25 protein-coding genes and 1 tRNA gene are annotated in these 23118 nt (G+C 68.2%); 22 read left to right on the plus strand and 4 right to left on the minus strand.

From position 1 onward, the window contains the following. The first annotated feature begins 27 nt into the window (after positions 1-27). Genes KME78_RS40635 through KME78_RS40645 form a run of 3 tightly spaced genes read left to right on the plus strand, consistent with a single transcriptional unit; the run spans position 28 to position 3121 of the window. Positions 28-1467 (plus strand): serine hydrolase domain-containing protein, encoded by a 1440-nt coding sequence (locus tag KME78_RS40635; RefSeq protein ID WP_219534823.1) that lies wholly within the window; start codon positions 28-30, stop codon positions 1465-1467. After that, entirely contained in the window at positions 1464-2471 is a 1008-nt protein-coding gene (locus KME78_RS65140; protein ID WP_219534825.1) for a sensor histidine kinase, read from the plus strand. The genes KME78_RS40635 and KME78_RS65140 overlap by 4 nt, the downstream gene beginning before the upstream one ends. Continuing rightward, positions 2468-3121 (plus strand): response regulator, encoded by a 654-nt coding sequence (locus KME78_RS40645; protein ID WP_219534827.1) that lies wholly within the window; start codon positions 2468-2470, stop codon positions 3119-3121. Before KME78_RS65140 ends, KME78_RS40645 begins: the two co-directional genes overlap by 4 nt. On the opposite strand, the gene KME78_RS40650 is transcribed toward KME78_RS40645, so the two are convergent. Continuing rightward, positions 3111-3593, minus strand: a complete 483-nt coding sequence (locus tag KME78_RS40650; protein ID WP_219534828.1) for an Lrp/AsnC family transcriptional regulator — start codon at positions 3591-3593, stop codon at positions 3111-3113. The two genes, KME78_RS40645 and KME78_RS40650, sit on opposite strands and share 11 nt — an antisense overlap. Before the next feature lie 80 nt (positions 3594-3673). On the opposite strand from KME78_RS40650, the gene KME78_RS40655 reads away from it, so the two are divergent. The 5 genes from KME78_RS40655 to KME78_RS40675 all read left to right on the plus strand — a co-directional run bounded on the left by KME78_RS40655 (position 3674) and on the right by KME78_RS40675 (position 10099). Further along, on the plus strand, positions 3674-4858 hold the full coding sequence (locus KME78_RS40655; RefSeq protein ID WP_219534829.1) for an APC family permease: 1185 nt from the start codon (positions 3674-3676) through the stop codon (positions 4856-4858). Positions 4859-4949: 91 nt separating this feature from the next. Continuing rightward, positions 4950-6812: an acyl-CoA dehydrogenase family protein gene (locus KME78_RS40660; protein WP_219534830.1), complete on the plus strand. Its 1863-nt coding sequence runs from the start codon at positions 4950-4952 to the stop codon at positions 6810-6812. A 188-nt stretch (positions 6813-7000) separates the two neighbouring features. Beyond that, positions 7001-8260 (plus strand): extracellular solute-binding protein, encoded by a 1260-nt coding sequence (locus tag KME78_RS40665; protein WP_246652921.1) that lies wholly within the window; start codon positions 7001-7003, stop codon positions 8258-8260. A 70-nt stretch (positions 8261-8330) separates the two neighbouring features. Then, positions 8331-9215 carry a carbohydrate ABC transporter permease gene (locus KME78_RS40670; RefSeq protein ID WP_246652923.1) on the plus strand — a complete coding sequence of 295 codons (885 nt, stop codon included), beginning with the start codon at positions 8331-8333 and terminating at the stop codon, positions 9213-9215. Further along, complete coding sequence (locus KME78_RS40675; protein WP_246652925.1) at positions 9215-10099, plus strand: carbohydrate ABC transporter permease; 885 nt, start codon at positions 9215-9217, stop codon at positions 10097-10099. Before KME78_RS40670 ends, KME78_RS40675 begins: the two co-directional genes overlap by 1 nt. A 104-nt stretch (positions 10100-10203) precedes the next feature. Here the strand turns inward: KME78_RS40675 and KME78_RS40680 are convergent, their stop codons facing one another. Continuing rightward, positions 10204-10941, minus strand: coding sequence for a class I SAM-dependent methyltransferase (locus tag KME78_RS40680; protein ID WP_219534831.1), 738 nt, complete (start codon positions 10939-10941; stop codon positions 10204-10206). Between the two features lie 108 nt (positions 10942-11049). Between KME78_RS40680 and KME78_RS40685 the strand changes: the two genes are divergently transcribed. After that, positions 11050-11607 carry an RNA polymerase sigma factor gene (locus tag KME78_RS40685; RefSeq protein WP_308127316.1) on the plus strand — a complete coding sequence of 186 codons (558 nt, stop codon included), beginning with the start codon at positions 11050-11052 and terminating at the stop codon, positions 11605-11607. Next, entirely contained in the window at positions 11594-12433 is an 840-nt protein-coding gene (locus KME78_RS40690; RefSeq protein ID WP_219534832.1) for a hypothetical protein, read from the plus strand. The genes KME78_RS40685 and KME78_RS40690 overlap by 14 nt, the downstream gene beginning before the upstream one ends. On the opposite strand, the gene KME78_RS40695 is transcribed toward KME78_RS40690, so the two are convergent. After that, positions 12422-13441 (minus strand): adenosine deaminase, encoded by a 1020-nt coding sequence (locus KME78_RS40695; RefSeq protein WP_219534833.1) that lies wholly within the window; start codon positions 13439-13441, stop codon positions 12422-12424. The two genes, KME78_RS40690 and KME78_RS40695, sit on opposite strands and share 12 nt — an antisense overlap. 68 nt (positions 13442-13509) lie before the next feature. Here KME78_RS40695 and KME78_RS40700 point away from each other — a divergent pair, with 68 nt between their 5' ends. Genes KME78_RS40700 through KME78_RS40715 form a run of 4 tightly spaced genes read left to right on the plus strand, consistent with a single transcriptional unit; the run spans position 13510 to position 16126 of the window. Further along, a complete protein-coding gene (locus tag KME78_RS40700; RefSeq protein WP_219534835.1) occupies positions 13510-14010 on the plus strand; it encodes a SigE family RNA polymerase sigma factor in 501 nt (166 codons plus the stop codon). Further along, positions 14007-14918 (plus strand): PASTA domain-containing protein, encoded by a 912-nt coding sequence (locus KME78_RS40705; protein WP_219534837.1) that lies wholly within the window; start codon positions 14007-14009, stop codon positions 14916-14918. Before KME78_RS40700 ends, KME78_RS40705 begins: the two co-directional genes overlap by 4 nt. A gap of 41 nt (positions 14919-14959) precedes the next feature. Next, complete coding sequence (locus tag KME78_RS40710; protein WP_219534838.1) at positions 14960-15589, plus strand: hypothetical protein; 630 nt, start codon at positions 14960-14962, stop codon at positions 15587-15589. Between the two features lie 42 nt (positions 15590-15631). Next, positions 15632-16126 carry a hypothetical protein gene (locus KME78_RS40715; RefSeq protein WP_219534840.1) on the plus strand — a complete coding sequence of 165 codons (495 nt, stop codon included), beginning with the start codon at positions 15632-15634 and terminating at the stop codon, positions 16124-16126. A 17-nt stretch (positions 16127-16143) separates the two neighbouring features. Here KME78_RS40715 and KME78_RS40720 read toward each other — a convergent pair whose 3' ends face one another. After that, entirely contained in the window at positions 16144-17352 is a 1209-nt protein-coding gene (locus KME78_RS40720) for a pyridoxal phosphate-dependent aminotransferase (protein ID WP_219534842.1), read from the minus strand. Positions 17353-17511: 159 nt separating this feature from the next. Between KME78_RS40720 and KME78_RS40725 the strand changes: the two genes are divergently transcribed. The 8 genes from KME78_RS40725 to rplL all read left to right on the plus strand — a co-directional run bounded on the left by KME78_RS40725 (position 17512) and on the right by rplL (position 23068). Continuing rightward, positions 17512-17584, plus strand: a tRNA-Trp gene (locus KME78_RS40725). Between the two features lie 73 nt (positions 17585-17657). Next, on the plus strand, positions 17658-17903 hold the full coding sequence (gene secE, locus KME78_RS40730; protein ID WP_214643290.1) for a preprotein translocase subunit SecE: 246 nt from the start codon (positions 17658-17660) through the stop codon (positions 17901-17903). Positions 17904-17968: 65 nt separating this feature from the next. After that, positions 17969-18751 (plus strand): transcription termination/antitermination protein NusG, encoded by a 783-nt coding sequence (gene nusG / locus KME78_RS40735; protein WP_219534843.1) that lies wholly within the window; start codon positions 17969-17971, stop codon positions 18749-18751. Positions 18752-18867: 116 nt separating this feature from the next. Continuing rightward, a complete protein-coding gene (gene rplK / locus KME78_RS40740; protein ID WP_219534844.1) occupies positions 18868-19299 on the plus strand; it encodes a 50S ribosomal protein L11 in 432 nt (143 codons plus the stop codon). A 134-nt stretch (positions 19300-19433) separates the two neighbouring features. Next, complete coding sequence (gene rplA / locus KME78_RS40745) at positions 19434-20153, plus strand: 50S ribosomal protein L1 (protein WP_219534846.1); 720 nt, start codon at positions 19434-19436, stop codon at positions 20151-20153. A gap of 812 nt (positions 20154-20965) precedes the next feature. Beyond that, entirely contained in the window at positions 20966-21793 is an 828-nt protein-coding gene (locus KME78_RS40750; RefSeq protein ID WP_246652927.1) for an SCO4651 family lipoprotein, read from the plus strand. A gap of 291 nt (positions 21794-22084) precedes the next feature. After that, positions 22085-22609, plus strand: a complete 525-nt coding sequence (rplJ, locus tag KME78_RS40755; protein ID WP_219534847.1) for a 50S ribosomal protein L10 — start codon at positions 22085-22087, stop codon at positions 22607-22609. A 69-nt stretch (positions 22610-22678) separates the two neighbouring features. Then, on the plus strand, positions 22679-23068 hold the full coding sequence (rplL, locus tag KME78_RS40760; protein ID WP_219534848.1) for a 50S ribosomal protein L7/L12: 390 nt from the start codon (positions 22679-22681) through the stop codon (positions 23066-23068). Positions 23069-23118 lie beyond the last annotated feature (50 nt).

Raw genomic sequence — 23118 nt, forward strand, 5'->3', positions numbered from 1 at the left:
GGTCCGCCGATTTCTACCGTCGTCATCATGAAACGCAAGCTCATCGGCGCCCTCGCGGCGGCGACGGCGCTGATCGCCGCACTGTCCGGACCTTCGAACGCACAGGTCGCCGCGTCAACCGCCGAGCTGACCCCCGCCGCCATCGACGCCTACCTCGGCAAGGTCATGGAGGCCACCGCTCTGCCGGGCATATCCGTCGTGGTCACCCACAACGACCGAGTGATCCACGCCGCCGGCTACGGTCAGGGCTCCGACGGCAAGCCCGTCACCGCAGACACCCCCATGCGGGTCGCTTCGCTCAGCAAGTCGTTCACCGCCATGGCCGTGCTGACGCTGGTCGACGCGGGCAAGATCCAACTGGACGAGCCGGTCGCCGAGCAACTGCCCGGCTTCCGCATGGCGGACCCACGCGCCACGACGATCACCGTACGCCAGCTGCTCAACCAGACCTCCGGCCTGTCCGACACCACCCTGGACATCGGCGCACTGGAGGAGACCACCTCCCTCACCCAGTACGTGGACCGGCTCAAGACCGGCACGCTCGCCACCGACCCCGGCACCCGCTGGGCGTACTGCAACGTCAACTACGACCTGGCCGCCCGCCTGGTCGAGGTCGCCGGAGGCCAGAGCTTCGACGACTACCTGAAGCAGCACGTCTTCACCCCGCTCGGCATGACCCACAGCGCCCTGCGGCAGGAGGCGGTCCGGCCGTCGGACGGCTACAACTCGGTGTTCGGCGCCTGGATGGCCCGTCCCGAACTGCCCGGGTTCCTCGACGGCAGCGGCTCCGGCGGGGTCATCACCACCGCCGCCGACATGGGCGCCTGGCTGGTGAGCCAGAACGGCAAGGGGACGCAACTCGTCGAACCCCAGAGCCTGCGGACCATGCACTCCCCGTCGAAGGTCAGCGACTACGGCATGGGCTGGAGCCTCGACGACGACACCAAGCTGCTCGTGCACTCCGGCAACCTGTTCACCTACACCGCTGTCGAAGCGATCTCCCCGGAGACCGGCTACGGCTTCGCGGTCATGACCAACAGCGCGGCCCTCACCGACGACACGTACACCGTCGCCACCGGTCTCTTCGCGATGGCCGAGGGGCGGACGCCCGAGGTGCCCGGTGGTGAGCGGCAGACGTTCGAGCTGGTGCTCGGCCTCATCGGGCTGGCAGCCGTCGGGTTGGGCATCGTGGGCGTAGCTCGGTCACGACGCTGGGCGGCCGGGCGGGCCGGGCGTCCCGGGTGGCGGGTCGCGTCGCGGATGGTGCCCGTGCTGCTGCCGGTCGCAGTATTGGCGGCATATCCGGACCTGATCTCGTTCATCTCGAACGGGCGGACGGTCACCTGGGCCCAGCTCACCTACTTCCCCGTACCCCTCACGATCACGCTGACGGTCGCGGCGCTGGCAGGCGCGGCCACGGCGGTGATGCGGCTCATCCGGCTGCGCTCGATAAGGTCTAGCAGGTGAGAAACGGGGCGATTCTGGCGGTTGTCGCGGGGATCAGCCTGGTCAACGGGCTGCACCTCGACTTCATCCCGGTCTGGCGGCAGTTGCTGTTCGTGGTGGTGTCCGTGGTCGCCTACCTGCACGGCAGGCATCTTCCGGTACGCCGGGACTGGCTGGTCCTGGGGGTGGTCGCGATACCCGGTGTCGTGGCGCTGGGGGTGAACCTCTGGGACGGGGTGGGCGCGCTGATGGCCATGGGGCTGTTCGCGGTGCTGCCCTGGTTGGCGGGGCGGTTCCGGCGGCAGCAGGCGGAGCTGGTCGAGGCGGGACGGCAGCGGGTCGGTCAGCTGGAGCGGGAGCAGCAGTACACCGCCGAACGCGTCAAGCTCCACGAACGCGCTCGTATCGCCTCCGACATGCACGATTCGCTCGGCCATGAGCTGGCGCTGATCGCGCTGCGGGCCGGGGCCCTGGAGCTGGCCGCCGACATGAGCGAGGCGAACCGGGAGGCGGCCGCCCAGCTGCGGGTCTCGGCGGTGACGGCCACCGACCGGTTGCGCCGTACCGTCGGCCTGCTGCGGGACTCGGGCGGCGCCCCGACGGACCCACCGGACGAATCGATCGAGGCGCTGGTCGAACGGGCGGTGCGGGCCGGCATGACGGTGACCCTGCGTCGCGACGAACGCTCGGCGGTCCTGCCGCCGCTGCTGGACCGGGCCGTGCACCGCGTGACGCAGGAGTCGCTGACCAACGCCGCCCGCTACGCACCCGGCGCCGAGGTCCAGATCACCATCGAACGCGACGCCGGTACGCTCACCGTCACTGTGTCCAACGAAGCGGCTTCGGCCGGCGACGGCGCCCAGCAAGGGCCCGTCCCGGCTCCCGGCGGTGGCACCGGGCTCGCGAGCCTGCGGGAACGGGTCCGGCTACTGGGCGGCACGCTGGAAGCCGGGAAGCGTATGGGCGGGTTCGCCGTGACGGCCCGGTTCCCCTGGCGGCCGTCCGAAACAGGAGAAAGCGCATGATCCGAGTCCTGCTGGCCGATGACGAGCCCATGGTCCGGGCCGGGGTCAGGTCGATCCTGGCCACCGACACCGGCATCGAGGTGGTGGCCGAGGCCGGAGACGGCCGGGAGGCCGTCGAGTTGGCCCTCGCGCACCGGCCGGACGTGGCGATGCTCGACATCCGTATGCCCCGCCTGGACGGCCTGGCCGCGGCGGCCGAGTTGCGGGCCGTGCTGCCGGACCTCGCGGTGGTCATGCTGACCACGTTCGACGAGCGCGAGTACGTGGCCAGGGCGCTCGAGGTGGGCGCGGGCGGTTTCCTGCTCAAGGCCGCCGATCCGCGCGAGCTGATCATCGGCGTCCGGGCGGTCGCGGGCGGCGCGGCGTACCTGTCGCCCCGCATCGCCCACCAGGTCATCGCCGAGCTGAACGACGGCCGGCTCACCCGCACCACCACCGCCCGCAAGCGGACGGAATCCCTCACCCCGCGCGAACACGAGGTGCTGGCCCTCATCGGCCGCGGCCTGTCCAACCAGGACATCGGCCGCGAGCTGTTCGTGTCGCAGGGTACGGTCAAGGCCCACGTCAGCGCGATCCTCCTGCGGCTGGAGGTGACCAACCGGGTCCAGGCCGCGATCATCGCCTATGAGGCGGGCCTGGTCACGGACTGAGGACATCCGGCGGTTCGTACGGCAGCAGGCCCGGCGCGGTGTTGTGCACCTGCTGGAAGATGACCGACGTACGGAACCCGGCGATCTCCCGCCGCTTGCTGAGCCGGTCGAGCAGGAAGGCGTGCAGGTGGTCCAGGTCCTGGACCGCCACGTGCAGCAGGAAGTCGTCCCCACCCGCCAGGACGAACACGCTCAGCACCTCCGGCTGCTCGGCCGCCGACTGCTTGAACGTCTCGATGACCGTCCTGCTGAGCGGACGTACCTGGACGGAGACGAGCGCCTGCACGCTGCGGTTCAGTGCCGCCGGGGCGATGTCGGCGTGGTAGCCCCGGATGACCCCGCGCCGGGTCAGGGCGCGGACGCGTTCCAGACAGGTGGAGGGGGCGACGCCCAGCTGTCTGGCCAGTTCCCGGTTCGATTGCCGCGCATCCGTTTGAAGAAGCCTAATGATCCCCGAATCAAGTTCATCCACAGCGGCATTATCCCTGCAGAACCAATCAAACGTTCGCCAACGGGCGGGCACCGGCACGCATCCGACTAATTTCGACAGATATGTCGGAGCAATTGAATGCCGGACAGGGCACGGCGATGCTGCTGGGCGGGGTACTCGGACCGGGCATGCTGGTGCTGCCCCAACTGGCCGCCAAGGCCGCAGGGCCGGCGTCGATCCTCGCCTGGGTGGGCCTGCTGGTGCTGAGCGCACCGGTGGCGATCACGTTCGCCACGCTCGGCGCCCGCTACCCGAGCGGCGGCGGGGTGGCCGCCTTCACCGGCCTCGCCTTCGGCGGCCGGGCCGCCACGGTGGTCGGCTGGTGGTTCTACGGCGCGGTTCCGCTGGGCATCGTGGCCGGCGCGCAGGTGGGCGCGGTCTACGTCGCCGCGACCCTGGGCGTGGACCAGACCACCGTCGCCGCCACCCTGCTCGCCGCCGCCTTCCTCGCCAACGCCGCGGGCCTGCGCACCTCGGGACGCCTCCAGGTGACCTTGGTACTCCTCCTGATCGCACTCCTGGCGACGGCTGTCATCACCGCCGCGCCACATGCCAGCGCCGCGAATTTCACCCCTTTCGCCCCGTACGGCCTGGCAGGCGTGATCTCCGCGGCCGGCGTGCTCTTCTTCGCCTTCGTCGGCTGGGAAGCCGCCACCCACCTGTCCGCGGAGATCGGCGACATCAGAAGGGCCACCATGGTGAGCCTGCTCGTGATCGCCGTCCTCTACCTGAGCGTCTCCATCGTCTCGATCGCCGTCCTGGGCCGCCCGGCCCCCATGTCCGCCCTGCTGGAGACCGGCATCGGCGGCGCGGCCGGTCCGATCACGATGGTCGCGGCCATTGCCCTCACCTTCGGCGCCATCAACACCTACATAGCCGGCGCCGCCCGCCTGGGCGCGTCCATGGCCGCGAACGGATCCCTGCCGTCCTGGTTCGGCAGAGGCGGCACACCCGGACAGACCCCCTACCGCAGCCTGGCACTCCTGGCCGCCCTGACCGGTCTGGTCATGCTGTTGCCGGCGGACCTCGACACCCTCATGAGAGCCACCTCGGCCTGCCTGGCCGCGGTGACCACGGCGGGCGTGGCCGCGGCCACCCGAATCCTTCCGCGGGGACGGCAGCGCAACACGGCCGTCGCGGCGACCGCTCTGTCATGCATAGCCCTGGCCTGCTGCGGCACATACCTGGCAGTGCCGGCGGCTCTCTCCCTGATAGCCCTGCTGGCGGCAAAGCGGCAACGGGTGTAGGCCCGAAACCGGGTGCGGCGGGTGGCGGGCGACCCAGGCTTGCCGTAGAAGGAAGAGAAAGAGACCCCTCACCGAACGGAAGAGGGACGCGATGACCGACTACGCAAAGGCGAGAGAGCTCGGCGAGCAGGCCCGGGAGAAGGAGTGGACCCGCCCGAGCTTCGCGAAGCAGTTGTTCCTTGGAGACTTCCGCCTCGACCTGGTCTATCCCGCACCCACGCTGGCCGACGAGGCGACCAAGCGCGGGGAGGACTTCGTCAGAGCCGTCCGGCGGTATCTGGACACGCACGTCGATCCCGCCGCGATCGAGCGGACCGCGCAGGTGCCCGACGAGGTGGTCAAGGGACTGGCCGAGCTCGGGGCGTTCGGGATCACGATCAGTCAGGACTACGGCGGTCTGGGCCTGCCGTACCTGTACTACTGCCGCGCGCTCATCCTCGTCGGGTCCTACTGCCCGGCGCTGGCCACGCTGCTGTCGGCGCACCAGTCGATCGGGGTGCCGCAGCCGCTGAAGCTGTTCGGCACCGAGGAACAGAAGCGGGAGTACCTTCCGAGGTGCGCGCGCGGCGAGGTGTCGGCGTTCCTGCTGACGGAGCCGGACGTGGGCTCCGACCCGGCGCGGCTGTCCACGACCGCCGTCAGAGACGGCGACGACTACGTGCTCGACGGCGTCAAGCTGTGGACGACGAACGGCGTGGTCGCCGACCTGCTCGTGGTCATGGCCCGCACCGGCAAGAAGATCAGCGCGTTCGTGGTCGAGGCCGACTCGCCCGGCATCACGGTCAAGCGGCGCAACGCGTTCATGGGGCTCAGGGGCATCGAGAACGGTGTCACCGAGTTCTCACAGGTCAGAGTGCCTGCCAAGAACCTCATCGGGCGCGAGGGCGAAGGGCTGAAGATCGCGCTCACCACCCTCAACACCGGGCGCCTGTCGCTGCCGGCCACGTGCGCGGGCAACGCCAAGTGGGCGGTGAAGATCGCTCGTGAGTGGGGCAACGCCCGGGTGCAGTGGGGGCGCAAGGTCGGTGAGCACGAGGCCGTCGCCACGAAGATCGCTTTCATCGCGGCCACCGCCTACGCCCTGGAGGCCGTCTGCGAGCTGACCAGCCGCATGGCCGACGACCAGCGCAACGACATCAGGATCGAGGCCGCGCTGGCCAAGCTCTACGCCTCCGAGCTGTCGTACCAGGCGCTCGACGAACTGGTCCAGATCAGGGGCGGGCGCGGCTACGAGACCGCCGAGTCGCTGGCCGCGCGGGGCGAGCGCGGGGTGCCGGTCGAGCAGATGCTGCGCGACTCGCGGATCAACCGGATCTTCGAGGGCTCCTCCGAGATCATGCGGCTGCTGATCACCCGCGAGGCGGTCGACGCCCACCTGTCGGCGGCCGGGGAGCTCATCAACCCCGACGCCTCCAGGAAGGAACGCGCGCAGGCGCTGCGACAGGCCGGCCGCTTCTACGCCCGCTGGCTGCCGACCCTGGTCGCGGGCAGCGGCAACCTGCCCGCCGGCTACGCCGAGTTCGGCCCGCTGGCCACCCACCTGCGCTTCGTGGAGCGGACCAGCAGGAAGCTGGCCCGCTCCACCTTCTACGGGATGTCCCGCTGGCAGGGGCGGCTCGAACACAAGCAGTCGTTCCTCGGCCGGATCATCGACATCGGGGCCGAACTGTTCGCCATGACGGCGGTCTGCGTCAAGGCCGAGGAGGACGCCCACGACCTGGGGCGGCGGCCGTACGAGCTGGCGGACACGTTCTGCCAGCAGGCGCGGCGGCGGGCGGAGGCGCTGTTCGCCAGGCTCTGGGACAACAGCGACAGCCAGGACGCACGGCTGGCCCGCTATGTCCTCGAAGGCCGTTACACCTTCGTCGAGGAGGGCATTCTCGACCCGTCCATCGAAGGGCCGTGGATCGGATCGCCGCAGGGCGGGGAGAACGTACGGAGAAAGATCCTCTGACGCGCGGTCTAGACCGGTTGTGAGGTTTTTTGCGTCTGAGTGTTTTCAAACCGAGACCAACCGGTATAGACCAGACGCCAAATCGGGGCTTACTCTGACGCAAACGCGTTGAGCTGCGACTCACGCACCCGGTGGCTGGTACGGACCAGCGCGACCCGTCAGATGAGAAGGCGGTACTTTCGGTGAACATGAAACTTGTGGGCGGCGCCGCTCTCGGTCTGGCGACCGTGCTGGTCCTGTCCAGCTGCGGCTCGGGAGGCGACTCCGGGAGCACCTCGAAGTCCTCCGCCGGTGGCGCGGTGACGCTCAAGATGGTCGCCGCCGACTACGGCGACGGTCCGGGCAAGCCGAACTCCGGTGAGACGTTCTGGAAGGGCGTCGTGGACGAGTTCCAGGCGGCCAACCCGAACATCAAGGTCGAGGTCCAGGTCATCAACTGGAACGACATCGACAAGCAGGTCGCCACCATGGTCCAGAACGGCCAGGTGCCCGACATCCTGCAGACCGGCGACTACTCCGGCTTCGTCAAGGACCAGCTCCTGTACAAGGTCGACGAGGTCCTGTCGCCCAACGTCTCCGGCGACATGCTGCAGAAGTTCGCCGACTTCGGCAAGGTCGACGGCGCCGCGTACGGCATCCCGTTCGTCTCCTCGGCCCGCGCCCTGTTCTACAACAAGGACCTGTTCAAGAAGGCCGGCATCGCCGAGCCGCCCAAGACCTGGGACGAGCTCAAGGCCGACGCCGAGAAGCTGAAGAAGGCCGGCGTCAGCCAGCCCTTCGGCCTCCCGCTCGGGCAGGAGGAGGCCCAGGCCGAGTCGTTCCTGTGGATGCTCGGCAACGGCGGCGGTTACAAGGACGCCTCCGGCAAGTGGGCGATCAACTCCCCGCAGAACGTCGAGACGTTCAACTACGTGAAGGGCCTGGTCAACGCTGGCCTGACCACCCCCAACCCGGGCACCAAGGACCGTAAGACCGTCTGGGAGGACTTCGGCGCCGGCAAGGTCGGCATGGTCAACGGCGGCCCGATGTCGATCCCGATCTTCGACGCGGCCGGGCTGAAGGACTACGGTGTCGCGCCGATCCCCGGCAAGTCCGGCCCGCTCGACACCACGCTCGGCGTCATGGACTGGATCATGGCGTTCAACAAGAACGGCCACGCCGCCGAGATCAAGAAGTTCTTCGACTTCTTCTACACCGGCAGCGCCGCGCAGAAGATCAGCGACACCTACAAGCTGCTGCCCGTGACCAACGGCGGCATCCAGAAGCTGTCGGGCGACGAGAAGCTCAAGCCGTTCCTCGACGCGCTGCCCAACGCCAGCTTCTACCCGTTCCAGGACCCGAAGTGGGCCGAGGTGAACCCGCAGATCAAGCAGACCATCGGCGGGGCCGTCAAGGACGACCCGGCCAAGGTGCTCGGCGAGCTTCAGAAGACCGCCGAGGCCAGTTGACCCGTCGAGGGTCCGTACGGTCGGCGCTCCGCGTCCAGGGCGCCGGCCGTACCGTATCGGAAGGTTCCGCATGAAAAGGTTGCGCGCCCTGGAGCCCCTAGCCTGGGTCGGGCCTGCTGTCGTACTGATCGCGCTGGTTGTGCTCTGGCCGGTCGTCGAGATGATCCGCTCGTCGTTCCTGAAGATCAGCCGGTTCGGCGTGATCCAGGGCGGGAACGGCGTGGCGAACTACGAGAAGCTGTTCGGTGAGAAGGACTTCTCGGACATCATGCTGCGCAGCGTGATCTGGGTGGTCGCGGTCGTCGCGCTCACCGTGCTGATCTCGCTGGCCCTGGCCCAGCTCTTCAACCAGCGTTTCCCCGGCCGCAAGCTGGCCCGCTGGGCGCTGATCGCGCCGTGGGCGGCCTCGGTGCTGATGACGGCGATCATCTTCAAGTGGATGCTCGACCCCGAGGTCGGCGTCATCAACCAGATCAGGCTCAAGCTCGGCCTGATCGACGCGATGGGCGGCGCCTCGGCCGACCAGCTCGGCGACGCCTCGACGGCGATGCCGTGGCTGGTGTTCGTGGCCGTGTTCGTCTCGGTGCCGTTCACCACGTACGCGCTGCTGGCCGGTCTGGCGACGATCCCCGCCGACGTCTACGAGGCGGCCAAGATGGACGGCGCCACCCGGCTGCGGACGTACTGGTCGATCACCCTGCCGCTGCTCCGGCCCGCCCTGACCGTCGCCGCGCTGATCAACGTCATGAACGTCTTCAACAGCTTCCCGATCATCTGGGCGATGACGCACGGCCAGCCCGGATATTCGACGGCGACCTCGACGATCCTGATGTTCATCCTCAAGGGCTCCAACATCGGCGAATCCGCCGCCATGTCGGTCGTCAACTTCGGCATGGTGATCATCCTGACCGCCATCTTCCTCAAGGTGTCCCGCTGGAACAAGGAGGTGGCGTGATGGCCGTCAAGACGGCGCCGACGCTGGCCACGCACCACCACGCCAAGCCCCACCGCGCCCCTGCGCGCCGGATGCCCAAGCTCAAGACCGTGGTCATCGCGGGCAGCGCGTACGTGATCGCGCTCATCTTCCTGTTCCCCTACCTGGTGATGCTGCTCACCTCGCTGCGTCCCCAGGAGTCGCTGCGCGACGCGACGTTCTTCCCCTCGCAGTGGGAGTGGTCGAACCTGGCCAACTTCTGGGCCAGCGGCCTGGCCGGGAACCTCATGGTCACCCTCAAGGTGGCGGCGGGCTCGACCGCTCTGGTGCTGCTGGTGGCGCTGCCGGCCGCGTACTACTCGGCCCGGCACAACTTCAGGGGGCGTACGGCGTTCCTGATCCTGGTGCTGATCACCCAGATGTTCCAGCCGACGGCCATGCTGGTCGGCATCTACCGGGAGTTCTACCAGTTCGGGCTGGTGGACTCGATCTGGTCGCTGATCCTGGTCAACGGCGGGTTCAACCTGGCGTTCGCGGTGTGGATCCTGAACGCGTACTTCTCCTCGATCCCGCGTGAGCTGGAGGAGGCGGCGTTCATCGACGGCAACGGGCGGTTCGGGGCGTTGTTCCGGATCACGCTGCCGTTGGCCATGCCCGGGGTCATCACCGCGCTGATCTTCACCTTCATCGCCGCGTGGAACGAGTTCGTGGTGGCGCTGACGCTGACCACGACCCCGGCGAACCAGCCGCTGACGGTGGCGCTCAACTCGTTCATCGGTCAATACCAGGTGGACTGGCAGAATCTCTTCGCCGGCTCGGTGATCGCCACCATCCCCGTGATCATCCTCTTCGCTCTGATCGAGCGAAAGGTGGTGGGAGGTCTGACGGCCGGCTCCATCAAATAGCCGGCCACGACAGCCATCCCCGCCCGGGCCCTCCTCCACCGGCCCGGGCCCCTCAGCCGCCCCGCTCGCCGGTGGCGGCTGAGGTGGTTTCTACTGCTGGTTTCTTACTGCTGGGGTACGCGGGCGACGCAGAAGACGGTCTGACCGAAGGGGGGCCGGATGAAGCGCTCGATGAGCCGCGTGGCCGGGACCACCGTCCGGTCGTAGATCTTCACGAGTCGCGGATCCGGGTAGCCCACGCCGCCCCGGCGCACGGCCGCCCACCAGGCGATGCCGCCCAGGAAGTTGATCGGCTTCAGCACCTCGGCGTCCAGCCCCGCCTTGGCGACCGTCGCGCCCAGGGTCTTGGGGGTGTAGCGCTGGACGTGCCCGACCTTGCGGTCGAAGTCTCCATAAAGCTGCATGTAGCCGGGCACCCAGATGATGATCCGCCCGCCGGGCTGCGTGACCCTGGCCAGCGAACGCAGCGCCTCGGCGTCGTCCTCGATGTGCTCCAGGACGTTCATCAGCACGACGGTGTCGACCTTGTCCTCAAGCGGGATGTCGGTCGGCAGTCCGAACTGCAGCACGTCGATGTCGTCGCGCCCCTCGAAGCGCTTGCCGAGCTGCTCGACGCAGTAGGGGTCGAAGTCGCTCACCACGAGGCGGTCAAGACGCGGCAGGAACTGCTCGGCGAAATGTCCCAGCCCAGAGCCGATCTCCAGCATCGAACGACCGACATGCGGGGCGACCATGTCGAACTCGTACTGCCGATAGTTCTTGGCCTCGTCCCCACCTAGGTGGTTCTCCAACGCCTCGTCGCCGGCCGCCGGTTGTACTACACGGTCATACCCAGAAGACATAGTGCCGTTCCTTCGAAGGGCTCATGGATTTGCCCGAGTCTAATGCCCCAGCAGCGCCGATGGTCACCTGATGCGCCAACCGCCCTTCCCTGAACCCCCTCGAATGCGGTGAAATCTGACTCATTCATGGACGACGACGAGGCGATCAGCCGCTCGCTCGCCGGTGACCTGTCCGCCTACGAGGCGCTGGTCGCCCGGTACAGCGCGCTCGCGCACCGCACCGCCGCGATGCTCGGGGCGGGGGACGAGGCCGAGGACGTGGTGCAGGAGGCGTTCGTCAAGGCATTCAGGCACTTGTCGTCCTTCCGCAGGGACGCGCCTTTCCGGCCGTGGCTGCTGCGGATCGTGGCCAACGAGACGCACAACCTGACCCGGTCGCGCGGGCGCAGATCCGAGCTCGCCGTACGTCTCAGCGCCACGGCCGACGTCACGGCCCCCGACGACCCGGCGGGCTCGGCCATCGCCACGGACCGGCGCGCCCGCCTGCTGGCGGCGGTACGCCACCTGCCCGAACGGGAACGCCAGGCGGTCGTCTGCCGGTACTTCTTACAGCTGACGGAAGCGGAAACCGCCCAGGTGCTCGACTGGCCGCTCGGCACCGTCAAGTCCTGTACTCATCGCGGCCTCGCGAGGCTCAGGGAGGAGGTGGGCAGTGAGCTCGCATGACCCCTTCGACGACCTGGCCGCCGAACTCACGGCCCTCGCCGACTTCCTCGACGTCCCCAACCCACCGCCGGACGACGTGGCGGCGGCCGTACGCGCCCGCCTGGAGCCCACCCCGGACACGCCCGCGACTCCCCAAGCAACTCCCGAGACGGCGCCCGAGGTGCCCGGCGTTCCCGGCACCAGGCCGCCCTCCCCGGCGCCGGGCCGGCGGGACGCTGAGCGGCGGCCTCCGGCGCGACGTAGGCGGCGCGCCAGGTGGCAGATCGTGACAGCCATCATCTTGGCCGTCATAGCCATCACAGCCGCCACCCCCCAGGGCCGCGCCGCCGTGCGCGCGATCCTCCACTACGCCGGGATCGAGCTACGCCTGACCGACTCCACTCCTCAACCCGTCACCACCCCCACCCCGCTGCCAGGCGAGCACACGGTGGCCCCGGCCGACCTGGCCGAACAGGTGAAATTCCCCATCAAGACCCCCACCGCGCTGGGCACCCCCGAACGCGCCACGGTGAGCGACAACGGCCGCGTGGCGTCGATGTTCTGGCCGGGCGGCGTCCGCCTGGACCAGTTCGACGGCACGCTCAGCCCGTACTTCTTCAAAACCCTGGGCCCACCCTGGCCCGAGGATATCCAGGTCGCGGGGGTCACCGCCTGGTGGCTCGGCGGCTCGCACCCCCTCGGCTACATCAAGCGCGAGGACGGCACGTCGGTCCCCCTGCGCCAGGCCGAACCCACCCTCATCTGGCAGTCCGGCACCACCGGCTACCGTCTGGAAGGAGCCGGCACCAAGGAGCACGCCGCCGAAATAGCCGCCTCACTCCGGTGAGGTCAGCCAATCGTCGATCTCCTTCAGCAGCTCCTTGCGCACGCCCTCCGGCGCCGTGGACGCCTTGATCGACTGCCGCGCCAGCTCGGCGATCTCGGCGTCGCCGAAGCCGTAGGCCTCCCGCGCCAGCTCGTACTGCCGCAACAACCGCGCCCCGAACAGCAACGGGTCGTCGGACCCCAACGCGATCGGCACCCCCGCGTCGAACAGCCTGCGCAACGGCACGTCCGCCACCCGCTCGACGACCCCCAGACCCACGTTGGAGGTCGGGCACACTTCGCAGCAGATCTGCCGCTCGGCCAGCCGTTGCATCAGCCACGGGTCCTCCGCCGCCCGCACCCCGTGCCCGACGCGATCCGCGCCGAGGTCGTCCACGCACTGCGCGACGCTCCGGGGCCCGAGCAGTTCGCCCCCATGAGGTGCGGCCAGGAGCCCGGCGCGCTTGGCGATGCGGAACGCCCGCTCGAACTCCCGGGCCGCCCCGCGACGCTCGTCGTTCGACAGCCCGAACCCGACGACCCCCTTGTCCACGTATTGAGCCGCGAGCCTGGCCAGCGTGTTGGCGTCGAGCGGGTGCTTGGTGCGGTTGGCCGCCACGATCACCGCGATCCCGATGCCCGACCGGGCGGCGGCCTGGGCGGCGGCGTCCAGCATGAGCTCCAGCGTCGCCGTCAACCCGCCGAACCGCGGCGCGAACCCCGACGGGTCCACCTGGATCTCCAGCCACCGCGACCCGGCCGCCGCCTCGTCCTCGGCCGTCTCCCGCACCAGCCGGTAGACGTGCTCCGGCCGCCACAGCACCGACCTGGCGATGTCGTACAGTCGCTGGAACCTGAACCAGCCCCGCTCGTCGGTTGCGCGCAGCTGGGGCGGCCAGTCCTGCTCCAGCGCGTCGGGCAGGTGCAGGCCCTGTTCGCGAGCCAGCTCGATCAGCGTCGTGTGCCGCATCGAGCCGGTGAAGTGCAGGTGCAGATGAGCTTTGGGCAGCAGGTCAAGCGGGCGTGGCATTTCCATATCTTGCCACTCAACCTGTCCGGGCGTTCGCGCGTTGGGAGGGGCGAAAGGGGACCCCGCTCATGACGGATGAAGACGAAACGGCATTCGACGAGTTCCTTGCCGCACGCAGCACGTCGTTGTTACGCACCGCGATCCTGGTCTGCGGAGCCACCCACCACGACGCCGAGGACCTGGTCCAGCACGCTCTGGAGAAGGTCTACCGGCACTGGCGGCGGATCCGGCACGACAACCCCGAGGCGTACGCGCGGAAGGTCGTCGTGAACGCGGCGATCAGCCGGGCGCGGCGTCGGCGCGTCGTACAGGAGATCACGTTCGCCCGGCCGCCCGACACCGCCGCGAACTCTCCCGACCTGGATCTGCGCGACACCCTCATCGAGGAGCTGCGCAGGCTGCCGCCGAAGATGCGGGCGGTGATCGTCCTGCGCTACTGGGAGGACCAGTCGGAGGCGGCCACCGCGTCGCTGCTCGGCTGCTCGCCCGGCACGGTGAAGAGCCAGGCGGCCCGGGGCCTCGCCAAGATCCGCGAACGCATGACCCTCGCAGAAGGAGCGATCCGATGAAGGTTGAAGACGCCCTCGCCGACGCTATGGCCACGCACGTCGCCGACGTGCAGGCCACGCCGTCCCTGGGCAGGGACGTGCGGCGCCGCCACCGCGCGCACGTGATCAGATTCCGTACGGCCGGCGCCGCCCTCGCCACCGCGCTGGTCGCCGTGGCCGTGCCGGTGATGCTGAACCCGGCGGAACCCGCCAAGACCCAGCACACCGCCACCACCCCCACCACCGGCCCGGACCGGGCCGTGGTGGACTCGGTGATCGTCCCGGAGGTCAGGGACATGCCCGCCGCCAAGGCGATCGAGACGCTGAAGCAGGCCGGACTGGTCGTCGAGGACCCGGAGACGGCCACCGCCAAGGGTCTGGTTCAGACACAGGAACCCGCCGCGGGCCAGGAGGTGGCGAAGGGGACGAACGTGCAGCTCACCGTCGCCCGGGCGTCGTCGATGCCGCAGGATCTCGGCGACCTGGGCGACGGCAGGAAGTTCGGCGGCATCCATCTCGGCTACCTGCCCGACGGGCTCGAATGGGGCAAGTGGTCGGGCAAGAACGGCTTCGGCAAGACGAGCTATACGACCACTTTCAAGGAGCCCGGACAGGAAGAAGGCTTCTACGCCGTTCAGGTGGTGGTGTTCGCGGATGAGGCGAGCAAGGAGATCACGGAGCGGCTGGCCAGGTACCCCGATGAGGGCGCCGAAACCCTCGACGTTTCCGGCAAGCGGGCCTACCTGACAAAGGTCACCGAAGGCGGCGAAGTCGCCGCCAAGGGCGACGACGTCTCGACGAGCACCATCGGCTGGACGCTGCGCAAGGGGCTGGCTGTCGAGGTGTACATCAGCCCGGACTATTCGAAAAAGGTCGACGCGCAGGTCGAGTTGAAGAAGATCGCCGAAGGGATCGAACCCGTCGAGTGAACGGGTGGTACGGGTGAGATCAGACCGGGGATCTACCGTGCATGATGCCGGAGGGCGGGACCAGTGGGCAGGCACTCCGCGCGATGCTGGCGTTCCTCGCGCTCGGGGTCACCGCCTCGATCATCTACGGGCTGTTCTCCTCCGGATTCGGGCGGGTCCATCCCGTACCGGTGGGGGCGCCCTCACTGGTACGGACCGGCGGGCCTGCACCGGTCGCGGGTGGGGCGACTGCCCCCGCGCCCGCGCCCGCACCTGTCCGGGGCGCGAGCGTCACCGCTTCCACCCGGATCGCGGTGGTCTCGAATGACTTCTGGCTCACCTACCTGCCCGCCGGGCTGGATCGCGCCGACGGGGGAGCGATCGAACCCGACCAGGGCGCCTGGGCCAGATTCGCCCCCAAGACGAAGTCGGGCGGGTACGTCGAGGTGCGGGTCGAGCACGGCCCGGTGGCCGCCGACTGGCTCACCTACCAGCGGCGGATCTCGCTGCGAACCCCCAGGGACACCACCGTCCGCGGCAGACCCGCCCTGGTCGGCAGGTATCCCGGGGGTGGCCTGATGATCGTCTGGCTGGAGCGGGCGGGCACCGGAGCGTCGGTCCGGGTCAGCGAATCCTTGGGTGAAGAACTCCTTCGTGTTGCCGCCTCGGTCAAGGCTCCTGTAGGAGACTAGGGACCTTTTCTGCGGTATCTCACTCGAAGTCATGGGGGACTGATGCGACGCCTGGCAGCGGTCTTCCTCACGTTCGCGCTGACCGCGTGCGGTGGACCCGCCGTGCCGGAGGCGGATCAGGGGACGAACACAGCCACACCTGAACCAAGCCGGGCCGAGCTGACGAACACCTCTCTGACCTGCGATTCCGGCGAGCTCGACATCGTGAACCTGCCCGCGGGGGTGGAACGCGCGGGCACGTTCGCGCGGGTGAAGTCACTGCGCGCGCGGCTCAAGGTGAGGGGCGTGCGGTGGCGCAAGAACGACGAGGAACTGCTCGTCGCCGTGGTGTGCGGGGTGCATGGCGCCGAACGGTTCGCCACGCTGGTCAGCCGGTCGAGCCTGGGCGCGTACCACGGCAAGCCCGCCCTGCGCTGGCGCACGCGGGGCGGGCTGAGCAACTTCATGTGGCTGGAACGGCCGGGCACCGCGGTCTACATCGGCGCCACGCCCGGACTGGCCCGCGACATCGAGAAGGTGGCCGCGGGAGTCGGCTGACCCCTCACAACCTGCGGCTAGTGGGCTTCGGCGAGGAGCTTGGCCAGGCGGCTGACGCCCTCCGCCAGGTCGTCGTCCCCCAGGGCGTACGAAAGTCGGAAATATCCGGGCGTGCCGAACGCCTCGCCCGGAACCACCGCCACCTCCGCCTCCTCCAGGATCAGCTCGGCCAGCTCGGCCGACGACTGCGGCCGACGGCCGCGCAACTCCTTGCCGATCAGCTCCTTGACCGAGGGGTAGACGTAGAACGCCCCCTTCGGCTCCGGGCAGACCACGCCCGGGATCTCGTTGAGCATCCGGACCATCGTCCGGCGGCGACGGTCGAACGCCTCACGCATCTCCGCCACGGCCGACAGGTCGCCGGAGACGGCGGCCAGAGCGGCCATCTGGGACACGTTCGAGACGTTGGACGTGGCGTGCGACTGGAGGTTCGTCGCGGCCTTGACCACGTCGGACGGGCCGATCAGCCAGCCCACCCGCCAGCCGGTCATGGCGTACGTCTTGGCCACGCCGTTGAGGATGACGACCCGGTCGGCCAGCTCGGGGACGGCCGTGGCGATGCTGGTGAACTCCGTTCCGTCGTACACGAGATGCTCGTAGATCTCGTCGGTGACGACCCAGAGGTCGTTGGCGGCGGCCCAGCGGCCGATCGCCTCGGTCTGCTCGCGTGAGTAGACGGCGCCCGTCGGGTTGGACGGCGAGACGAACAGCAGGACCTTGGTGCGCTCGGTGCGGGCCGCTTCGAGCTGTTCGACACTCGCGAGATAGCCGGTCGTCTCGTCCGTGACGACGTCGACCTGGACGCCGCCGGCCAGCTTGATCGCCTCGGGGTAGGTCGTCCAGTAGGGGGCGACCACCAGGACCTCGTCGCCCGGGTCGAGCAGCGTGGCGAACGCCTCGTAGACGGCCTGCTTGCCGCCGTTCGTGACCAGGACCTGCGACGCCTCGACCTGGTAGCCCGAGTCGCGCAGCGTCTTGGCGGCGATCGCCTTCTTGAGCTCGGGCAGGCCGCCGGCCGGGGTGTACTTGTGGAAGCGGGGGTCGTGCGCCGCCGCGACCGCCGCCTCGACGATGTAGTCCGGCGTCGGGAAGTCGGGCTCGCCGGCGCCGAAGCCGATGACCGGGCGGCCGGCCGCCTTCATCGCCTTCGCCTTGGCGTCCACGGCGAGGGTGGCTGATTCGGAAATCGCGGAAATTCTGGTGGAGATACGAGGTCGGGTGGACATGGGTCCATGCTGTCACGAGCCCCGTGACCTGGGCGATCGACTTTTGGTTCGACGTAGCGGGCATTACCCCGATACACTTTCGCCTGGTCGTGCCGCCGCATGTCGACGTGCGGTTCGGTCCAGGCAGTGAGCTGATCAGGGTAGTGTGGTTGGCGACATAGGGCACTGGCGCAATTGGTAGCGCACCGGTCTCCAAAACCGGCGGTTGGGGGTTCGAGTCCCTCGTGCCCTGCGAGTGCGGTCCGCGCAATGGCGTGTAAGCGCGCCGCAAACTGCGTTGGATACGACAGATTCAGGTGAGGACTGTGGCGATCGACACGCGCGGCGAGACCGCAGGCAAGCCTAGTGGCGAGAAGAAGACGCGCACCTCGCCGGCTCTTTTCTACCGGCAGGTAGTCACCGAGCTGCGTAAGGTCATCTGGCCGACACGCAAGGATCTCATCACTTACACCACGGTCGTTCTGGTATTCGTTCTGATCATGGTTGGGATCGTGTACGGGCTCGATGCCGCGCTCGGCTGGGCCGTCCTCCGCGTCTTCGGCGGATCCTGATCCGGACGCCGCCGGTTTCGGCCGACGGGGTAGCCATTCGATTCGACGAAAGAGGAAAAGTCACCGTGTCCGAGTCTTCAGTGCCGGCGGACGAGTCCCGCGAGGAGTGGGACACCGAGCCGGAAGAGGCCGCCGAGGCCACTGAGGAGACCGTCGACGAGTTCGACGCCGACGTCGCGGACAGCGACGAGAGCGACGAGGACGAGGTCGCCGACGAGGCTCCCGCCGTCGACGAAGACGGTGACATCCTGCCCGACGTCGACCCGGTCGAAGAGTTCAAGCGCTCGCTCCGTGGTCAGCTCGGCGAGTGGTACGTGATCCACTCCTACGCCGGCTACGAAAACCGGGTGAAGTCCAACATCGAGAGCCGCAACGTGTCTCTCAACATGGAGGACTACATCTTCCAGGTCGAGGTGCCGACGCACACCGTCCAGGAGTTCAAGAGCGGCAAGAAGGTGCCGGTCAAGGAGCGGGTGCTGCCCGGCTACGTGCTGGTGCGCATGGAGCTGACCGACGAGTCCTGGGCCGCCGTGCGTAACACGCCCGGCGTGACCGGCTTCGTGGGCCTGTCCAACAAGCCGAGCCCGCTCAACCTCGACGAGGTCGCCAAGCTGCTGGCGCCCGAGCCGACCGAGGAGAGCAAGAAGACCTCGGCCAAGACCAGCACAGGACCGACCGTCGAGTTCGAGATCGGCGAGTCCGTCACGGTCATGGACGGCCCGTTCGCCACCCTGCCCGCCTCGGTCAGCGAGATCAGCCCCGAGTCGCAGAAGCTCAAGGTGCTCGTCTCGATCTTCGGTCGTGAGACTCCGGTCGAGCTGTCGTTCAACCAGGTCTCGAAGATCTAAGACGATCACGTAAGCTGATATGTCGTCCCCACACGCGTGGACGGTGACCCCTGTGTTCTGGGGTCCGCACGCCCGTGGGGGTTTGCAACACCATTCTCAGGACCCGGAGAAGGATCATGCCTCCAAAGAAGAAAATCGCGGCGCTGGTAAAGGTGCAGCTGCCCGCTGGCCAGGCCACGCCCGCGCCGCCGGTCGGTACCGCCCTCGGCCCGCACGGCGTCAACATCATGGACTTCGTCAAGCAGTACAACGCTGCCACGGAGTCCCAGCGGGGCAACATCATCCCCGTTGAGATCACGATCTTCGAAGACCGCAGCTTCACCTTCATCACGAAGACGCCCCCGGCGCCTGAGCTGATCAAGAAGGCTCTGGGCCTCGACAAGGGCAGCCCGGTCCCGCACAAGGAGAAGGTCGGCAAGCTCAGCCGCGAGCAGCTCCGCACCATCGCCGAGACCAAGATGCCGGACCTCAACGCCAACGACATCGCCGCGGCCGAGAAGATCATCGCCGGCACCGCCCGGTCGATGGGCATCACCGTCGCCGACTAAGACCTTCCCGATCCGCGGGAGGGCCAGCACCTTGGCCCACACCGCGATCCGTGGGAGAGCCGCTTTCCGGCTCATGCCCACACCCGATCAGTGGGAGGGCCGCACACCGGCCCGCACACCACAAGGAGACAGACATGAAGCGCAGCAAGGCGCACAAGGACGCGTCGGCCAAGGTCGACCACGACAAGCTCTACGCCCCCGTCGAGGCCGCGAAGCTGGCCAAGCAGACGTCCACCACCAAGTTCGACGCCACCGTCGAAGTGGCGCTGCGACTGGGCGTCGACCCTCGCAAGGCCGACCAGATCGTGCGCGGCACGGTCAACCTCCCGCACGGCACCGGCAAGACCGCCCGGGTCCTGGTCTTCGCCACCGGTGACCGTGCCGAGGCGGCCCGCGAGGCGGGCGCCGACATCATCGGCGCCGACGAGCTCATCGACGAGATCGCCAAGGGCAACCGGCTCAGCGAGTTCGACGCCGTCGTCGCCACCCCTGACCTCATGGGCAAGGTCGGCCGCCTGGGCCGTGTCCTCGGCCCGCGTGGCCTCATGCCCAACCCCAAGACCGGCACCGTGACGCCCGACGTCGCCAAGGCTGTGACCGAGATCAAGGGCGGCAAGATCGAGTTCCGTACGGACCGGCAGGCCAACCTGCACTTCATCATCGGCAAGACGTCGTTCAACGAGCGCCAGCTCATCGAGAACTACGCCGCCGCCCTCGACGAGGTGCTCCGGCTCAAGCCGTCGGCTGCCAAGGGTCGTTACCTGAAGAAGGTCACCTTCTCCACGACCATGGGCCCCGGCGTCCCCGTCGACCCCAACCTCACGCGCGGCCTGACCGCTGACCTGGACGCGTAGCAGGCACCGACCGCCAGAAGCCCCGCTTCCGGCGCTCATCGCACCACCTGGCCCCCGCCGACTTCGGCGGGGGCTTGTTGCGTTCTCGGGCTCGCTTCGGACGGCTGGCGACCACACGCCCGTTGCTCGTCGCTGCGGCGCGTTCCCTCTGGGCGGCGTGCGCTGTGGCGTGTGCTGGACGCAGAGTCGTGCGCCCCGTAGGTGGTTTTGGATGCGGTGCGCCTCCATGGAGGCCTCCACGCGTGCGGACGTTGTCCGCTCTGCGGGTGCCGTCGGATGCGGCGCGCTTATGGGCAGCCTCCGCCGTGGGCGCGCCCCTATGGGCAGCCTCCGCCGTGAGGGCGCCCTATGGGCAGCCGTCCGCCGTGGCGCGCGCTTGTGCGGTCGCCGTGGCCGCCGCGGCCCTATGGGCAGTTGGCGCGGCTCCTTGGGACCTCCGCCGTGGTGTGCGCTCGTGCAGTCGTCGCCACCGTCGCGTCCCACAGGGCCTTGTGGGTGGGCTCCGTTGCGGCGCTTCCCCGTGGGTGGTCATTCGACGTCACGTGGCTTGCGGTTGGCGTGTGCCTTGTGGGACTCCCTGGTGGGGTGTGTCTGATGAGCGCGATCTCGTACGGCCGGTGGGGAAACCGGGGGGACGAGTACCGCATGCCGTGACGTACACGAAAGAAAGATCAGAGCACCATACAAAGACAGACGCCGAGGCAGCGAGCACGTTGACCCGCGCGGGAAAGTGGGTCGGGGATGACCCTGGGTTTTCCCTGAAAAGTCAGGGGAAGACGGCAAATCGGGTCACCGACACGTAGGGTCAAAACATGCTGAAGCGCAGAATTTCTCTCGCTACCGCCGCGGCCGGTGCCGCTCTGGTCGCGGTAACGGTTGCCGGTTGTGGAACGAACGCGCAGCCCATCCAGGTCAATCTGGCCGCGTCAGAAGTACTCACGCAGGCCGCGCAGAAGACCGCGGAGGTCACCAGCTACACCGTCGACGCCGTCGTCGACGTCAAGCACCCCCAGGAGGGAAGCGGCAAGGTGCAGGGGCGGATGCTCTACCAGAGCAAGCCGCAGCTGGCCGTCGACCTCACCATCGACACCATCGACATGGGCGGTAAGGGTCTGCCCGGCGGAGCGCGAGCCGTGCTCCAGGGCGACGCCGTCTACGTCAAGGTCGAGGCGCTCAAGCAGCTCGTCGGCGCGGAGAAGCCGTGGATCAAGGTGCCGCTGACCGAGGTCGGCGGTCCTGGTGAGATCAAGACGTACCTCGACCAGATCCAGCAGTTCGACCTGGCGGCGGTCACCAAGATGGTGACGGCCTCCCAGGACGTCAAGGCGGCCGGCAACGAGACCGTCGGCGGGGTGGACACCACCCACTACAGCGGGACGTTCCCGGTGGACGCGGCGGTGCAGCAGCTGCCGGCTGACAAGCAGGAAGCCGCCCGCTCGAACCTGGCCGAGCTCAAGGACATCAAGTTCGACATCTGGGTCGGCAGCGATGGCCTGCCGCGCAAGGTCGCGCTGAACGGTGCCAAGGAAGGCGCCACGATGGACGCCACCCTGCTTTTCAAGGGGTTCAACGAGGCCGTCAACATCCAGACGCCGCCCGCCGACCAGATCGGTGAGCTGCCGAAGAACGTCTCCAACTAAGGACGATCGCTGAGCGGCGCCGCCTGAGTGCGGCGCCGAAAGCATCGCCGACCGAGAGCGATTTGGAAACTCGGCGACCAGGACGTACTCTGGTCGTTGCCGAAGACCGCCGGTTGTCGTCAGGTTCTCAAGACCTGGTGACCGAAGGATCCACAGTCTGTGGACAGCCCGCGCAGGTGTGATACGAGTTTCCTACACGGTCTTGTCCGTGTGTGAGCCCCGTGTGCGCCCTGCGCCCGGGGCCGTTCTCATTTCTGGGCCTTCACCGGTGGCACATCTGGAAGGAGGCCCATGGCGAGGGCGGATAAGGCGACAGCGGTTGCCGAGCTCAGGAGCGAGTTCGAAGGCAGCGCTGCGGCCGTTCTGACCGAGTACCGCGGTCTCACCGTCGCGCAGCTCAAGCAGCTGCGTGTTTCTCTTGGTGAGAATGCGAAGTTCGCCGTGGCGAAGAACACCCTGACCAAGATCGCGGCCACGGAGGCCGGTTTCGCAAGTCTTGAAGACCTGCTCACCGGTCCGACCGCGATCGCCTTCGTCAACGGCGACGTTGTCGAGGCAGCCAAGGGTCTGCGTGACTTCGCCAAGGCCAATCCCCTTCTGGTGATCAAGGGCGGCGTCCTTGACGGCAAGAGGCTGGACGCTACAGAGATCACCAGGCTCGCCGACCTCGAGTCCCGCGAGGTTCTCCTCGCGAAGCTGGCCGGCGCCATCAAGGCGAAGCAGAGTGCTGCCGCCGCGATGTTCGCCGCGCTGCCCACCAACATGGCCCAGCTGGCCGACGCCCTTCGCGCCAAGCGCGAAGAGGCGGGCGAGTAATACGGGGATTGCCGCAAAACCCGCGGTCCCGTTCCTAGTTATCGCAAGATCCATACGGAGGAAACCATCATGGCGAAGCTCAGCACCGACGAGCTGCTCGGCGCGTTCAAGGAGATGACCCTCCTCGAGCTTTCCGAGTTCGTGAAGCAGTTCGAGGAAGTGTTCGACGTCAAGGCCGCCGCCCCCGTCGCGGTTGCCGCTGCCCCCACCTCCGGTGGTGGCGAGGCCGCCGCCGTTGAGGAGCAGGACGAGTTCGACGTCATCCTCGAGGCTGCCGGCGACAAGAAGATCCAGGTCATCAAGGAGATCCGCGCCCTGACGTCCCTGGGCCTCAAGGAGGCCAAGGACCTGGTCGACGGCGCTCCCAAGAACGTCTTCGACGGCAAGGTCAACAAGGAGCAGGCGGAGAAGGCCAAGGCTGCCCTTGAGGGCGCCGGCGCCAGCGTCACCGTCAAGTAACACTTTCGAGGCATATCACTCGAAGAGCATTACCGAATCGCCCATTGTGG

The sequence above is a fragment of the Nonomuraea guangzhouensis genome, assembly GCF_019396345.1.
In the GTDB taxonomy this organism is placed as follows: domain Bacteria; phylum Actinomycetota; class Actinomycetes; order Streptosporangiales; family Streptosporangiaceae; genus Nonomuraea; species Nonomuraea guangzhouensis.